This is a genomic window from Paenibacillus sp. FSL R10-2771, assembly GCF_038000205.1.
Lineage (GTDB): Bacteria > Bacillota > Bacilli > Paenibacillales > Paenibacillaceae > Paenibacillus_AQ > Paenibacillus_AQ phytohabitans.
Map to the genome: position 1 here is coordinate 8,157,075 of NZ_JBBOBM010000001.1, position 15,407 is coordinate 8,172,481.

Genomic DNA, 15,407 nt, shown 5'->3' on the forward strand with positions numbered 1-15,407 from the left:
TTGTTTTCAGGCCAACTACTCTAACACTTGCAAAGGAACCTGCCATCATGGATAGAAAAAAGATTATCGCCTCCGTCATTATGATCGGAGCTATTGTACTCCTGCTTGTACTCACACTTGGGGGAAAAGAGAAACAGCCGGCTACCGGCTTTGCAGCCCATAGAGTTGTAGCTCATGCTATGGGAGGGATTCATAACTATACGTATACGAATACGCTGGATGCTTTTATCGCTAACTATGAGCAGGGAACCCGGGTTTTTGAGGCAGACCTGCTGCTGACAAGTGATGACAAGCTGGTGGCCCGCCATGAATGGACCGCTAATATGAGCAAGCTTCTGGGCCAGCAGGGTGTTCTTCCTGCCGCGAAGCAAGGGATCGTACTCAACTATGCGGATGTCATGAGCAGCCCGATTCTTGAACTCTACTCCCCGCTGGATATTGATAAGATCATGGACTTGATGGTGATCTACCCGGATGCCTACATTGTAACGGACACGAAAGAGCTCGAACCGGAACTTGTAACGAAACAATTTCAGCTGATTGTGGAAGCGGCCGAGAAGAGGGACCCTGCCCTGCTGCAGCGGATTGTTCCGCAGATTTACAGCCGGGATATGCTGGATGTGGTGAACCGGGTGTACGCTTTTCCTGAAGTGATCTTTACGCTATATCAGACGCAGGATAGTGATGAAGTGGTCATTGATTTCGCCAGTCAAACCGGAGTGGATATCACCATGCCGACGGTAAGAGCTACCAAGAGTTTCGTGCGGAAGCTGAAGAATGCCGGGGCAAGAGTCTATGTGCATACAGTGAATGACGAGAAGGAAATTTCGGAGCTGTCCCGGATGGGAGTGGACGGATTCTATACCGATTTTGTCTCTGAGGACGACTTAAGCAGGGTCAAGGGTGTCCGCTAGTAGTTGAACGTGCAGGCTTCTGTACATCAAAAAGCTTATACTCTAAAAATGCGAAAAAATGTTCGCATTTTTGTTCGCTTTAAATTGACACCCGCCTTCGTACTGACTTAGACTAGAGATACGGCTTTTGCATGTGCAGGAGTATATTTGTTGTTTTGAAATACTGGGAAATAGAGTATTTACTTAGATGAACATTGAGGATGGACGATAATGAATGGAATGCGACAAATGATCAAGCCGTGGCGGCATGTGTTCAAGCTGGACCCGGACCGGGAGCTTGCTGACAGGGAACTTGCGGCTGTCTGTCTCTCGGGAACCGATGCGATACTGGTAGGCGGCTCCACTGGCGTGACTTATGAGAATACGGTGAGTCTTCTCTCGAGAATCCGGCAGTATGATCTGCCTTGTGCCCTGGAGGTGTCGGATCTCGAAGCCGCTGTGCCCGGATTTGATCTGTATATGATTCCCATGGTGCTCAACACTGCCGATACTTCATGGATTCTTGGCCATCACCGCCGGGCAATTGAACGGTTCGGCAGTCTGATTCCATGGGAATTGCTGCTGACAGAGGGCTATATTGTGCTCAATGGCGATTCATCCGTAGCGCGGCTTACAGGGGCAGACCACTCGCTTAGCGCAGACGGGGCAGCGGCTTATGCGCAGATTGCGGACAAGCTGATGAATCTGCCTGTCGTTTATCTGGAGTACAGCGGAAGGTTCGGAGATATGGAGACTGTGCGTGAGGTCAGGGCAATGGTCGAGCACAGCCAGCTTTTTTATGGAGGCGGTATTACAGGTGAGGAAGAAGCCATGCAGGCAGCTGCTCTATGTGATACAGTAGTGGTCGGCAATATTATTTATTATGATGTGGAGCAGGCGCTGCTGACCGTTCAGGCAGTGAGAAATACGCAGCAGCTGGACCGGGAGAACTTATAAATTTCAAGCTTATATTCAGAAAGGAGCATGTCACACATGCAACTTGTTAACATACAAGACGCCGTAAGCCGGCTAAACCCCCCGCAGCGTCAGGCTGTAGAAGCTACCGAAGGGCCTTTATTGATCATGGCCGGAGCGGGCAGCGGTAAGACCCGTGTGCTTACCCACCGGATCGCCTGGCTGATTGCGAACCGCAAGGCACCGCCTTGGGCGATTCTGGCGATTACTTTTACGAACAAGGCCGCCCGGGAGATGCAGGATCGTGTCTCCAAGCTGGTAGGGACGGAGGGCCGGGATATTTGGGTATCCACCTTCCACTCGATGTGTGTGCGGATCCTGCGGAAGGATATTGAGCGAATCGGCTTCACTTCGAACTTCTCCATTCTGGATTCGACGGACCAGTTATCCGTTATCCGCAATTGTATGAAGGATCTGGACATTGATACCAAGAAATTCGAGCCGAAGGCCATTCAGGCTGTGATCAGTACGAACAAGAATGAGCTGATTACACCGGCGCAGTATGAGCAGAAGATCGGCGATTATTTCGAAGGCCTTGTGGCCAAAGTGTATACCAAGTACCAGCAACGGCTGAGAAGCAATAACTCGCTGGATTTTGATGACCTCATCATGAAGACGATCCAATTGTTCAAGGAAGTTCCTGAGGTATTGGATTTCTACCAGAAGAAGTTCAAATATATTCATGTCGATGAGTATCAGGATACGAACCGGGCGCAGTATATGCTCTGCCGGATGCTGGCCGAGGGCCATCACCGGATCTGCGTAGTCGGGGACAGTGACCAGTCGATCTACCGCTGGCGCGGGGCGGATATTTCGAACATCCTTAATTTCGAAGAAGACTATCCGGAAGCCAAAACCATTCTGCTGGAGCAGAATTACCGTTCAACCTCCAATATTCTGAACGCAGCCAATGGTGTTATCGCACTCAATACCGGACGCAAGCCGAAGAAGCTGTGGACCGATTCGGATGAAGGCGCCAAGATCAAGGTGTTCCGCGGTGACTCCGAGCATGATGAAGGATACTTCGTCACCGGAGAGATCAGCAAGAATGTGAAGCAGGGCCAGGCGTACCAGAACCATGCGATTCTGTACCGTACGAACGCCCAGTCCCGTGTAATAGAAGAAATTCTGATCAAATCAGATATCCCTTATCAGATCGTCGGCGGGATCAAGTTCTACGACCGCAAAGAAATCAAGGATCTGCTGGCGTATCTGCGCCTGCTCTCCAATCCCGATGATGATATCAGCCTGACGCGGATTATCAATGTTCCCAAGCGTGGCCTCGGGGATACGACTGTCGGTAAATTGGCGGCAGCAGCAGCTTCCCAGGGAGTATCAATCTTCCGTGCGCTGCAGACGGTGGATGATCTGGGCTTTGCCGGCCGGACGCGCAATACGCTGGTGGAGTTCTATGATATGATCGAAGCCCTGCACCGCATGGTGGAATTCCTCTCGGTGACCGAGCTGACAGAGAAGATTCTTGAACTGTCCCAGTACCGACTGGAGCTGCAGAATGAGAATACTCTTGAATCCCGTTCCCGTCTGGAAAATATCGATGAATTCCTGTCCGTAACGATGGAATTCGAGAAGAACAACGAGGATAAGTCGCTGGTCTCCTTCCTGACGGATCTGGCGCTGATCGCCGACATTGACAGCGTGAATGACGAAGAAGAGCGCAGCGATGCGGTTGTGCTGATGACGATGCACAGCGCGAAGGGCCTGGAGTTCCCGACCGTGTTCATCATCGGGATGGAAGAGGGCGTGTTCCCGCACAGCCGTGCCTTCCAGGACAATGACGAACTGGAAGAAGAACGCCGGTTGGCGTATGTGGGCATTACCCGTGCGGAGAAGCAGCTGTTCCTCAGCTGTGCACGGATGCGCACGCTGTTCGGGCGGACGACCGCGAATGCGCCGTCCCGCTTCCTGGAGGAGATTCCGGAGGAGCTGAAGGAAGACACCGTGAAGGAATCGGACCGCTTCCGGCGCGGAGGCGCGGAGGTTGGCGGTGCTTATGGCGGCCGCGGCTTCGGCGGAGGCGGAGGCAGCCGCGGGAACTTCGGCAGCCGCACCGCTGCTGCCGGGAACGCGCCGGCAGGCGGCGGGGCCGCCAGCTTCGGCAGCGGCAGCTCGGCGAGCGCGGTGCCGGGCGCGGGCCGTGTCGTAGTGACGACCGGAGGCGCGCAGAGCGCTCCGGGAGCAGGGGCCGCAGCGTCCGCCGGCTTCAAGGCGGGCGACAAGGTCTCCCACGGCAAATGGGGCATAGGCACCGTTGTGGCCGTGAAGGGCAGCGGCAACGATACGGAGCTGCAGATTGCCTTCCCGGCACCGGTGGGCGTGAAGCGGCTGCTGGCCGGCTTTGCACCGATCACCAAAGTTGAATAAAGCAAGCTGCGATTAACGATTGTGTTTTTGGATCACGCTAACCGTAGGAAACCTATTTGACGGAGGGATGTGCCGGATGGATATTATGTTCACGATGGAAGAGCTCGTAGCCGAGCTGAATCAATATAACTATCATTACTATACAATGGATGCGCCGCAGATCAGCGACAAGGAATATGATGCGCTCTATGACAAGCTGGTGGCGCTGGAAGCGGAGAGCGGAATTGTACTGCCGCATTCTCCAACCCAGCGGGTGGGCGGGGAACTGCTGAAGGGCTTCACGCCACACCGCCATCTGGCACCACTGTGGAGTCTCGACAAGGCGCAGAATATTGAACAGCTGCGCACCTGGAACGCCCGTGTGCTGAAGCTGGTGAATGACCACAACACCAAGAATCCGGAGAATCCTCTGCCTGACCCGTGTTATGCGGTGGAGCTGAAGTTTGACGGATTAACGCTGAACCTGACCTACCGTGACGGCGTACTTGTCCAGGCAGCAACACGGGGCAACGGCGTAACAGGCGAAGGTATCCTTGCCCAGGTGAAGACGATCAAATCCGTTCCTTTGAACATCCCGTTCAAGGAAGGCCTGATCGAAGTGCAGGGCGAGGGGATCATGAACCTGTCTGTACTGGCTGACTATAATACACGTGCGGCGGAGCCGCTCAAGAATGCGCGCAACGGTGCAGCCGGTGCGCTGCGCAACCTGAATCCTAAGATGACTGCGGACCGCAGACTGAATGCCTTCTTTTATAATGTGGGGTACTCGGAGGGCGTACAGTTTGCCGATCATCAGGAAATGATGGATTTCCTGCGCAGCAACCGGTTCAAGGTCAACCCGTATCTCAATTACTTCAGTAATTTCGATGACGTTACCGAGCAGCTGGCTGAGATCGAAGAGAGCCGTTCCGGCCTCGATTATCTGATTGACGGGGCAGTCATCAAGGTGACAGATTTCCGGATCCGCGAAGCGCTGGGCTATACGGATAAGTTTCCCCGCTGGGCGGTTGCCTATAAATTCGAGGCGGAAGAAACCACGACGATTCTGGAGTCGGTCAGCTGGAACGTAGGCCGTACAGGCAAAGTAACTCCGCTGGCGCGCGTAGAGGCTGTGGAGCTTGCCGGTGTTACGGTGCAGAATTGCACACTTAACAACGTGGGCGACATTGAACGGAAGAATCTGAAGTTTGCACTGGGCACACGGGTTTTCATCCGCCGCTCCAATGATGTAATCCCGGAGATTCTGGGCAAGGTGACCGAAGAGAGTGACGGCGGGGAGATTATTTTCCCTGAGAATTGTCCGGCCTGCGGCTTCCCTCTGGAGATGCGCGGTGCACATCTGTTCTGTAATAACAAGCTGGACTGCAAGCCGCAGATTGTCAGCCGGATTACGCATTTTGCCTCTAGAGATGCCATGGACATTGAGACATTCAGTGAGAAGACGGCTTCTCAGCTGCATGAAGAGCTTAGTGTACGTGAGCCGGCCGATCTCTATGAATTGACCTTCGAGCAGCTCGTGAAGCTGGATCGTTTCGGGGAGAAGAAGGCGGATAATCTGCTCCAAGCACTGGAAGAGAGCAAAGGGCGGGACCTCGCCTCCTTCTTATATGCCCTCGGTATCCCGAATACCGGAAAAGCAACCACCCGAATGCTGGCTGACCACTACCGCAGTCTGGACGCTGTAATGTCCGCTACGGCGGAGGAGCTGGCCGGTCTGCCGGATATCGGCGGGATTGTGGCTGAGAGCATCGTGAATTATTTTGCCGACCCGTTCGTGGTTGTAAGCATTAACCGCATGCTGGCGCTGGGTGTAGAGGCTAAGGCACCCGAAGCTCCGCGTGTAGTCAGTACCAATACTTTCTTTAGCGGCAAAACCGTTGTCCTGACCGGTTCCCTGCAGAAAATGACCCGCGAGGAAGCGGCTGAGCGTCTGGAGGCTCTCGGAGCTAAGGTGTCCGGCAGTGTCTCCAAGAAGACCGATCTGGTCATTGCCGGTGAGAAGGCAGGCAGTAAGCTGGCCAAAGCGCAGCAACTCGGCATTCAGGTCATTGAAGATGAAGACGAACTGATTCGGCTTCTGGAAAGCTAAGCATACACAAAATCCCGGGGTCCTCGCACTTAGCGAACGACACCGGGACTTTTTTTATCTCAAATATAGACTATGCCTGCATTATTTCGCCGCGTTCAGCCCCATCGACTGCAGAAGCTTATCAAATATAAGAGTGTTCTCATAGACGCCAGTGAATAGCTGGGCGTTCTTGCCCATAGCCGTAACCGGAATATCAACAGCAGTATGTCCCGAAGTCGTCCAGTCGACTACAAAGTTAAGCTTGGAGTTGGCAATAGCGAAAGGGCCATCTTCCTGAGAAATAGCATCTCCGCTCTCATCCTCTGCATCCACCGCTTCAATCGAGAATCCACCCGTTTCATGGTCAGCCAGTACAAGTACCAGGGTGTCAGGGTTTTTCTTCGCATAGTCTTTAGCCACCTGAACGGATTTGTCCAGCTCCTGGCCGGATTTGATCGTCATTTTGGCGTTGTTTTTGTGGGCGAACTCGTCCGTGCCTTCTTCTTCAACCATCAGGAAGAATCCTTTGGAGTTGGCGTCCAGCGTATCGATCGCTTTCTTCGTCATCTCAGCCAGGGAGACTACAGGCTTATAGATATCCCCTTTGCCTTCTTCATTCTGCTGGAACATTTCTTCATTGGCGAAAAGCCCCAGCAGCTTGCTGCCCTTAGCCTTCTGCAGATCAGTCTTAGTGGAGACATAGCTGTAGCCCAGCTGTTTCGCTTTTTCTACCAGATTCCCCTGGGTTCCCTTGCTCTTCTCGGAAGGATCTTCAGCAGGCTCGTCCGGGAATTTGCCGGGCTGTCCGGCCGGATACCAGAAATCCTCCCCTCCGCCGAGTAGCACATCTACCTTGCTCTTGGTCAGCAGCTGGAGTGCGATATCGCTCTGCTTGGAACGGTCTTCCACATGTGCGCCAAAAGCAGCTCCTGTAGCGTCAGTAACCTGGCTCGTCGTCACCACTCCGGTGGACTTACCCGCTTTTTTGGCATATTCCATAAGAGTCGCAACCGATTTCTTGTCGGCATCCATGCCGATGGCCCCGTTATAAGTCTTCACACCGCTTGCGTAGGCTGTTGCGGATGCCGCAGAGTCCGTTACCGGAACCGTGGAGCTTGTATGAATCAGGCCGACGTATGGCATCGAGTCCATAGCAAGGTTGCCTTTTTCACCTACAGTGGCTAACCGGATGGCATTACGCTGAGCAGTCCCCATGCCGTCGCCGACGAATAGAATTACATTTTTGGTTTTGGAGGTTGCCGCGTCGGCCTGATTGCTTGAAGATCCTGTGGTGATTACACCTGAGACGAGCAGCGCAGCGGTTGCAGTTGCGGCAAAAGCGGTCTTCACTCCATACTTTTTAGCTGATTTCATATTTACCCTCCTATAATCTTTGGTTTACTCCCTTATACTAGAGAGCATTCATTAAGAGAGTGTTACTCAAATATACATTTAATGTAAAGATGAGGCTGTTTCTATAAAATAAAAATCTCCCGTCCCTGAACAAGGGAAGCGAGAGATTAAGAGTAGCCTTAAGTTACAGCATATTTAGAGTAGAATGGAGAAGTTATACCCGCTTGGCGTTAGGCAGCCAGGCATCAATGTCATACCCGCGCTGTTCCCAATAGCCGACATGATCACCTGCGATCAATTCGATGCGGTTCAGCCATTTAACTGACTTGTAGGCATACATTTGCGGAGTAACCAGGCGTACAGGCCCTCCGAGCTGATTAGGGATAGGTTTGCCGTCATGCATTACAGCCACCATGATATCCTCCATCCGCGCTTGAGCCAGCGTTAGAGAGTCCGTGTAGACACCGTCTCCCGAGTAGAGCTTGACCGTGACAGTTTCATCCTGCACACCGGCCATATCCAGCAGCTTATAGAGTGGAAGACCCTCCCATGTGTTTTTATAGACCGACCAGCCGGTTACACAGTGAAAATCACTGACCTGCACCTCGCGCTGCAGCTTGACGAATTCTTCCCAGCTCCAGGTGAACTTTTTGTCCACCAGACCGTCGATTGTAAAAGACCAGTTGGAGTTATCGAAGGCGGGAATGTCAGTGACGGTGTATACACGAAAGCTGCCTTCGGCTCCCCCGCCGATGGGAGGGGCTGATTCCGCCAGCGGAACCGGATCGGGAATCAGGGCATTGGCATTGGAGGCCGCATAATCGGCTGTACCCGGAAGCTGCAGGGATTTGCCGATCCAGCGTACAAAGGTTGGGCCGAGCGTTACGGCGAGACCTGCTCCTACAGCTACTTTGATGAAACCTCGGCGTGTGTACATAGGTTGAGCTTCTGACGAAGCTGCGGGTCGTGGCCGTACAGTAGGTTCAGTATTACTCTCTACAGGTAACGTCTCCGCTATGATAGAGCGCTTCTTAGGCTCCTTCAGCCATTTAACCCGGGTAACGGAATGGTAGATGATCACCGGGAGTCCTACCCAGGTCAGCAGATCATGAACGAACAGCGCACTGTTAGCCGCTCTGGGCCCGGCAAGTCTGAATTGCCACAGGACAACTCCGGAGACCAGCCAGCCGATCAGAAGAGTGAGCACGAAGATGACATTAGCCTTTTGACCCGTTTTGCCCTTCAATCGCTTCCAATGCTTCGCAGCCAGCAGCAGATAATAGACGACAGGGATCAGCAGCGCCAGTCCAAACACAATATGGCCCCATTTCAGCCAAACTCTGCCTTCCCCCAGTATCTCCCTCCAGAAGCCGCCCACCAGCATCAGGCCGCTGAGCGCGAGGAACAAGACCAGCCAGGCATTCCACATGTGAATGGATACTAGCTTTTTACCGTACCCTTTGCGGATTTTCGTAAGTATATTCTTCAATTGCCTACCTCCTTCGGAGCTTCCAGCCTGACAATAGATAATTCAAGTTTAAACTAATTGTACCGCAAAAAAAGCCTGTTGAATAATGTTCCCCAGCCAGGCTGGACAGAGTGGTTGCCTTTCCTGAACTTTATCTTATAGACTAATGGAAAGAGCTCTGGAAAGGATCAAGTACCCGTGAACCAAGAAACGATTCTGCTGGTGGATGATGAAGTGGAGATTGTGGAGCTGCTGGATATCTATCTTAGTAATGAGGGATACCGGCTGCTTAAGGCTTTTGACGGAATGGAGGCGCTGGAGTGCCTTGGCAAAGAGGAGGTGGATCTCATTATACTAGATGTGATGATGCCCCGCATGGACGGGATTGCCGCCTGCATGAAGATCCGTGAGGAACGGAACATGCCGATTATTATGCTCTCCGCCAAGAATGCGGATATGGACAAAATTCTTGGACTCAGCATCGGTGCCGACGATTATGTAGGCAAGCCGTTTAATCCGCTGGAGCTTGTGGCGCGGGTCAAATCGCAGCTGCGCCGTTACCATAAATTGAATCGGGACGCTCCTGCCAGAACGAATGAGCATGAACTGGTCTTTGAAGATTTGCTGATAGATACGCTTCGGCATGAGGTGAGCGTGGACAACCGCAAGGTAAAGCTGACGCCCCGCGAGTTTTCTATCCTGGAACTGCTGGCGCGGCATCAGGGACAGGTGCTCAGTATGGAGCAGATTTACCTGAAGGTGTGGAATGAGCCTTTTCTGGATGGGGGCAACACCGTGATGGTGCATGTCCGCAATATCCGTGACAAAATCGAGCTGGACGCCAAGCAGCCCCGTTATGTGCAGACCGTGTGGGGCATTGGCTACAAGCTGGATCATCCGTCCTGAAAGCTGAGGTGAAACGTAGTGAATACCAAATATATCAGTACCATCCGCTGGAAGTTCATCTGGGCCTTTGTACTGAGTATTATGTCGGGGGCAGTGCTGCTTTTGGGTGGCTATCGGCTGGTCAATTCCATGATCTATCTGAATCCGGCGGAGCCCTCCGCACCGTACTCTCGTATTCTGAAATGGATTATCAACCATATCGGTTCGGCGCCGCTGATGACTGCTGTCGGGATCGCCAGCTTCCTGATCTTCTTCTTCATCTACACGCGTAAAATCGTCTCCTACCTCGAAGAGATCACCAGAGGTATCCAGCAGATTACGAAGCTTGATGAATCGCACCGGATCGAGGTTCGTACGGCGGACGAGCTGGGGGTGCTTGCGGAGAACATCAACATTATGTCTGAGCGGCTGCAGCGTTCGCTGCTGGAAGAGCGCAGGGCTGTTGAGTCCAAAAACGAGCTGATTACCGGCGTATCGCATGATCTTCGCACCCCGCTGACATCGGTGCTTGGCTTCTTGGAGTATATTGAGCAGGACCGCTGCCGGGAAGAGACGGAGATACGCTACTACGTAGGGATTGCCTATCAGAAAGCATTAGTGCTGCGCAAACTGATTGACGACCTGTTTGAATACACACGGGTTAACAGCAGTAGACTGCCGCTTGTGCTGGAACGGCTCGATCTCAAGGCCTTTATGCGCCAGCTTGCGGAAGAATCCGTTCCGGCTCTGGCCCGTGCAGGCATGACTTATGAATTGTATGATGATACCGAATCGCTGTGGATTGAAGCGGCTCCTTATGAACTGGTGCGCGCTTACGAGAATCTGATTGCCAATGCGATCCGGTACGGCAAGGACGGGAAGCGGCTGGAGATCGGGCTGAGCCGTGAAGGAGACGATGCGCTCGTGCGGATCAGTAATTTCGGCGAGATGATCGCGGAAGGGGATCTCCCGCATATTTTTGAACGGTTCTACCGGGCGGAGCGCTCCAGATCGCAGGTCACCGGGGGATCGGGGTTGGGGCTGGCGATTGCCAAGGGGGTTGTGGAACGGCATCATGGAGAGATCACGGCCCGCAGCAGCAGTTCCCGGACGGACTTTATTACCCGGTTTCCGGTGACTTCTTAACAATCTTCAGCGTTTCTTAAGAAGTGGCAGCGGTAATTCTTAAGATTTAGCCGATATCCTTGTGCTATGGGGATGAAACCCGGGAAGGCAGGAGGAATTGGCTGATGTCAAAAATACACACGATACGCTCACTTTACCTCTACATGTTCTGCGGTAGCGCCCTGCTTAGTGCAGGGCTGCTTCTGGCTATGCGGGGGCTGTTTGCTATGCTCTACTCCCGGTATACGCCTGATTCGGCGGCGCTGTTTGTCCGTTTCACGCATTGGATAATGAATCATATCGGCGCAAGACCGGCGGCTGTCATGATGTTCACCGCTGTATGTGCAGGGCTGTTCCTGCTCCGTTCGCAAAAAGCAGCCAACGATACCACGGCGCTGCTGCGCGCCGCAGAGCAGCTGGCGGCCCGCGGCTCCTGTGAGCTTGCGGACCTTGAGGTGCAATCCGGCGGGGAATTCGGCCGGCTGGCCGCCAGTCTGCGCCGGATTCAGCAGGCCGGGTTGCGGCCGGCGGCGGCCTCCGCCATACAAATACCGGCGCCGGACCCGCAGGAGTCCATGGCGCTTATTCTGCGGACACGAACGCTGATCCGCATGCTGGGACAGGCAGAAGCGGAGTCAGGGGAGGCGGGCTGCAGCATACCGGGTGCGGTTCTGCAGCAGCTGGAGATTGCCAGGCTCGAGGCGCAGGGACTGGAGAAGACTCTGGAGAGATGGATACGGCAGGTATGAGAACAGGACGGAAGCAACTGCTGCGTATTTGCTATGCCGGTTTTGATCTGGCGGTCATCCTAACCATACCGATGCTGGCAGGACTTATCTATATTTTTCAGTATGGGGGGCTGATGCTGGACCGTTATCCGGAGAAACTGATTTTACCGGAATCGAGCGTCATTATGGCCTCAGACGGAACTGTGTTGCGGAGAATACCGCTGCCTGAAACAGGCTATCGGACCAATGCCGGACTTGGAGAGATGCCGCAGCTGCTCATAGATACTTTTATTGCTGTCGAGGACCGCCGTTTTTACAGCCATGAGGGTCTGGACTACCAGGGAATAGCCCGCGCATTGGTGAACAATACGGTACGGATGGGGGTATCCGAAGGCGGAAGCAGCATCACCCAGCAGTTGGCACGGGGATTGTATCTGAACCGGGGGCAGAATCTGCTGCGCAAGCTGAATGAGGCTTCGATAGCGCTGGCGCTGGAGAGGCGGTTATCGAAGGATGAGATTCTGCAGCTGTATCTCAACCAAATTTATATGGGGCAAGGGCAATATGGGGTAAAGTCTGCAGCGGAGCGTTATTTTGGCATATCTGACCTGAAGCAACTGGGGATTGGGCAGATCGCGACGCTGGCAGCTATTCCTAAAGGCCCGTCCATTTACAATCCGGCAGACAACCTTGAACGGTCAGCAAGCAGACGGAATCTTGTCCTGAGGATTATGCAGCAGCACAAGCTGATAACAACGGATCAGATGACGGCGGCAATGAACAGCACCTATCAGCCTCCAGTTAGGGCTAAGACTGAGGTTGTCGGGGCGTCCTATATGGATGCGGCACTTCAGGAAGCGATGCAGCAGACCGGGTTATCCCAAAAGGAGCTGCGCACAGGCGGGTACACTCTCGTGACGGGAATGAATATCGGGGCGCAGCGGGCCATGGAACACATATTCTCTCAGGAGGATGCGTTCCCTCCGGATGGAAAAGACCAGAGAGCCGAAGCAGCCATGGTCATCATCGACCAGCGGACTGGTGAAGTGGCCGCGCTGTTAGGCGGGCGAAACCCGAGTACAGGCGATCTGAACAGAGCTGTAATCCCTTCCCGGCAGCCAGGCTCCGCGCTCAAGCCCATTATAGATTATGGGCCGGCGCTGGAGAGCGGCAAATATACGCCGGACAGTCTCCTGCCTGACGTCAAAACAGCCTATGGCAGCTACAGTCCCGCCAATCTGAACGGAGTATATCGTGGGCAGGTGAGCATGAGGGTAGCCCTGCAGCAGTCCATCAATGCCCCTGCGGTATGGCTGCTGCAGCAGGTGGGGGTCAGCTATGCCCGCAGCTTTGCCGCCAGGCTGGGGGTGAAACTCGCGGCAGAGGACAATCATCTGGCTATTGCCCTTGGAGGTCTGCACAGCGGCGTCTCTCCGCTTACGATGGCCCAGGCTTACACCGTCTTTGCGAACGGAGGCATTCTTAATAAGGCATATCTGGTGCGCAGCATCAGGGATGCGCAGGGCCGGGAGGTGTACGCGCATGTCTCTGCGCCGCAGCAGGTCATTTCGGCGCGCACCGCAGCGGATATGACCGGGATGCTCCGTCAGGCGGTGAGTGAAGGAACGGGCAGACGGGCGCGTATGAACGTTACAGTGGCCGGCAAGACAGGAACCACACAGCTGGATCTGCCGGGAGTCCCCGGCAAGGCCAACCGGGATTTATGGTTCGTCGGTTATACCCCTAGATGGACAGCGGCGGTATGGATGGGCTTTGACCGCTCCGACCCTGACAACTATATAACTGCCGGAAGCGGGCTGGCGGCTGCTTTATTCTCCAGGGTTCTCTCAAAGCTTTGAATAGATTTGTTTACTCAGCCGCCCATTCCTCAAGCCTCCTGTCACCGGGCAGAAGCAGTGCAAGCAGACCAAGCAGGGGGAGAAATCCGCATGCCACGAACACCGTCGCAATTCCGATCGTATCAATTAAATGTCCGATCACGACAGATCCTATACCGCCAAGACCGAAGGCAAGTCCGGTAATCAGACCTGAGACCGTACCGATATTGCCGGGATACAGCATCTGCGCGTAGATCACAGTTACGGAGAAACTGGATAATAGGATGAACCCGGAGATGATCAGCAGCACTGCCGCCCAGAACTGATTCACAAAAGGCAGAGCCAGCGCAAACGGCACCGTCCCGATCATCGAGACCAGGATGAGATTACGGCGGCCGAAACGGTCGGCGAGCGGACCCCCGAAGAACGTCCCGACTGCACCAGTCGCGAGGTACATGAAAATATAGATCTGGGCATCATCAAGTGTCATTCCGTATTTGTCCATTAAGTAGAAGGCATAATAGCCGCCGATGGAGGCGCCGTACCAGGATCGCACGAACACAATGAAGACCAGAATGACCGTTGTAATCAGAATACGTTTGCTGCGGGCGGGGTCAATGGAGCGGGACACTGATTTTTTGCGAAAAGTATACCCGGAATCAAGCATTTCCCGGTACCAGCGGGCCACATAAGTCTGGACGGCGATCCCGGCAGCGGCGATTACGGTGAACCCGAGAGCCCCCATCTGCCCGAAAGGAATGAATACCCATTTCATCAGAAGCGGACCCAAGGACTGACCGGCGTTGCCGCCCACCTGAAAAATAGATTGCGACAGCCCCTTCCGTTGACCGGCGGCCATATGGGCTACACGCATGCCTTCCGGATGAAAGGCGGCTGAACCAAAGCCCACGAGCATCACGGATACGATGACAAGTACGTAGTTCCCGGCAAAAGCGAGTAAGAAGACGCCGGCAAAAGTGCAGCACATCCCCAGAGGAAGCAGAATTGGGCGGGGTTTGCGGTCAGCGGCAAAGCCGATAATGGGCTGAATCACCGAGGAGGTGAGGTTAAGCGCGAACGCAATCCAGCCAATCTGGGCATAAGAGAGCAGCATGTTATCCTTCAGTACAGGAAACATCGCCGGAATAAGCGCCTGGATGGAATCATTGAACAGATGAACAAAACTGACTGCGAGTAAAATCCGGTAAATAGTTGCCTGCTGCAAATTGCGGGATTCCTCAATAGCGGTGGCAGGAGCAGCGGGTATTGACTTGTTGGACATTTGGACTCCTTTCAGAGACGGGAATTAGCAAGAGCATCTATAAGATGAAGATAAATCCTATTGTAGCCATAAGCGATGTATTATGGGAATCAATTTGTGCGGTATAGAGCGTAATTATGCGTTCCTGGTTTTATTTATAAAAAAGGCTTGCAAACATCTGGGCGGCATGATATATTATCTCTTGTGCTTATGAGACATCGACGCTGAAACAAGCGGCGAAGGAAAAAAAGTTGACATGAAATATAGAAACATGATATGATCTAATTCCTGTGCAAGATACATAATGTTGAAATGCCGGGAGCAAGTTCTTTGAAAACTGAACAAATGGAACGCGTTAATTTTTACAAGATTCATTTAATGAATCGTCAGTTTCAAAATGAGCAATCGCTCTTTCTAAATACAATTTGGAG

Annotated in this window: 11 protein-coding genes; 8 read left to right on the forward strand and 3 right to left on the reverse strand. The window is 53.4% G+C overall.

Going from position 1 to position 15,407, the window contains the following annotated elements:
• The first annotated feature begins 47 nt into the window (after positions 1-47).
• The 4 genes from NSU14_RS35405 (at position 48) to ligA (ending at position 6,339) form a co-directional block, all read left to right on the forward strand.
• Positions 48-914: a phosphatidylinositol-specific phospholipase C/glycerophosphodiester phosphodiesterase family protein gene (locus NSU14_RS35405; RefSeq protein WP_076246549.1), complete on the forward strand. Its 867-nt coding sequence runs from the start codon at positions 48-50 to the stop codon at positions 912-914.
• Between the two features lie 219 nt (positions 915-1,133).
• Positions 1,134-1,850 (forward strand): heptaprenylglyceryl phosphate synthase, encoded by a 717-nt coding sequence (locus NSU14_RS35410; RefSeq protein WP_042141728.1) that lies wholly within the window; start codon positions 1,134-1,136, stop codon positions 1,848-1,850.
• A gap of 36 nt (positions 1,851-1,886) precedes the next feature.
• A complete protein-coding gene (gene pcrA, locus NSU14_RS35415; RefSeq protein ID WP_340948863.1) occupies positions 1,887-4,250 on the forward strand; it encodes a DNA helicase PcrA in 2,364 nt (787 codons plus the stop codon).
• Positions 4,251-4,326: 76 nt separating this feature from the next.
• Complete coding sequence (ligA, locus tag NSU14_RS35420; protein WP_340948864.1) at positions 4,327-6,339, forward strand: NAD-dependent DNA ligase LigA; 2,013 nt, start codon at positions 4,327-4,329, stop codon at positions 6,337-6,339.
• An 81-nt stretch (positions 6,340-6,420) separates the two neighbouring features.
• On the opposite strand, the gene NSU14_RS35425 is transcribed toward ligA, so the two are convergent.
• A complete protein-coding gene (locus NSU14_RS35425) occupies positions 6,421-7,692 on the reverse strand; it encodes an alkaline phosphatase (protein WP_340948865.1) in 1,272 nt (423 codons plus the stop codon).
• 193 nt (positions 7,693-7,885) lie between these two features.
• Positions 7,886-9,160, reverse strand: coding sequence for a molybdopterin-dependent oxidoreductase (locus NSU14_RS35430; protein ID WP_340948866.1), 1,275 nt, complete (start codon positions 9,158-9,160; stop codon positions 7,886-7,888).
• Positions 9,161-9,337: 177 nt separating this feature from the next.
• Here NSU14_RS35430 and NSU14_RS35435 point away from each other — a divergent pair, with 177 nt between their 5' ends.
• From NSU14_RS35435 to NSU14_RS35450, 4 genes are all read left to right on the forward strand, one after another.
• Positions 9,338-10,045: a response regulator transcription factor gene (locus NSU14_RS35435; protein WP_076246555.1), complete on the forward strand. Its 708-nt coding sequence runs from the start codon at positions 9,338-9,340 to the stop codon at positions 10,043-10,045.
• A gap of 18 nt (positions 10,046-10,063) precedes the next feature.
• Entirely contained in the window at positions 10,064-11,170 is a 1,107-nt protein-coding gene (locus tag NSU14_RS35440) for a sensor histidine kinase (protein WP_340948867.1), read from the forward strand.
• A 104-nt stretch (positions 11,171-11,274) separates the two neighbouring features.
• Positions 11,275-11,898 carry a hypothetical protein gene (locus NSU14_RS35445; protein ID WP_042140150.1) on the forward strand — a complete coding sequence of 208 codons (624 nt, stop codon included), beginning with the start codon at positions 11,275-11,277 and terminating at the stop codon, positions 11,896-11,898.
• A complete protein-coding gene (locus NSU14_RS35450) occupies positions 11,895-13,736 on the forward strand; it encodes a transglycosylase domain-containing protein (RefSeq protein WP_340948868.1) in 1,842 nt (613 codons plus the stop codon). The genes NSU14_RS35445 and NSU14_RS35450 overlap by 4 nt, the downstream gene beginning before the upstream one ends.
• 10 nt (positions 13,737-13,746) lie before the next feature.
• Here the strand turns inward: NSU14_RS35450 and NSU14_RS35455 are convergent, their stop codons facing one another.
• Positions 13,747-14,997 carry an MFS transporter gene (locus NSU14_RS35455; RefSeq protein ID WP_042140148.1) on the reverse strand — a complete coding sequence of 417 codons (1,251 nt, stop codon included), beginning with the start codon at positions 14,995-14,997 and terminating at the stop codon, positions 13,747-13,749.
• Positions 14,998-15,407: the final 410 nt, after the last annotated feature.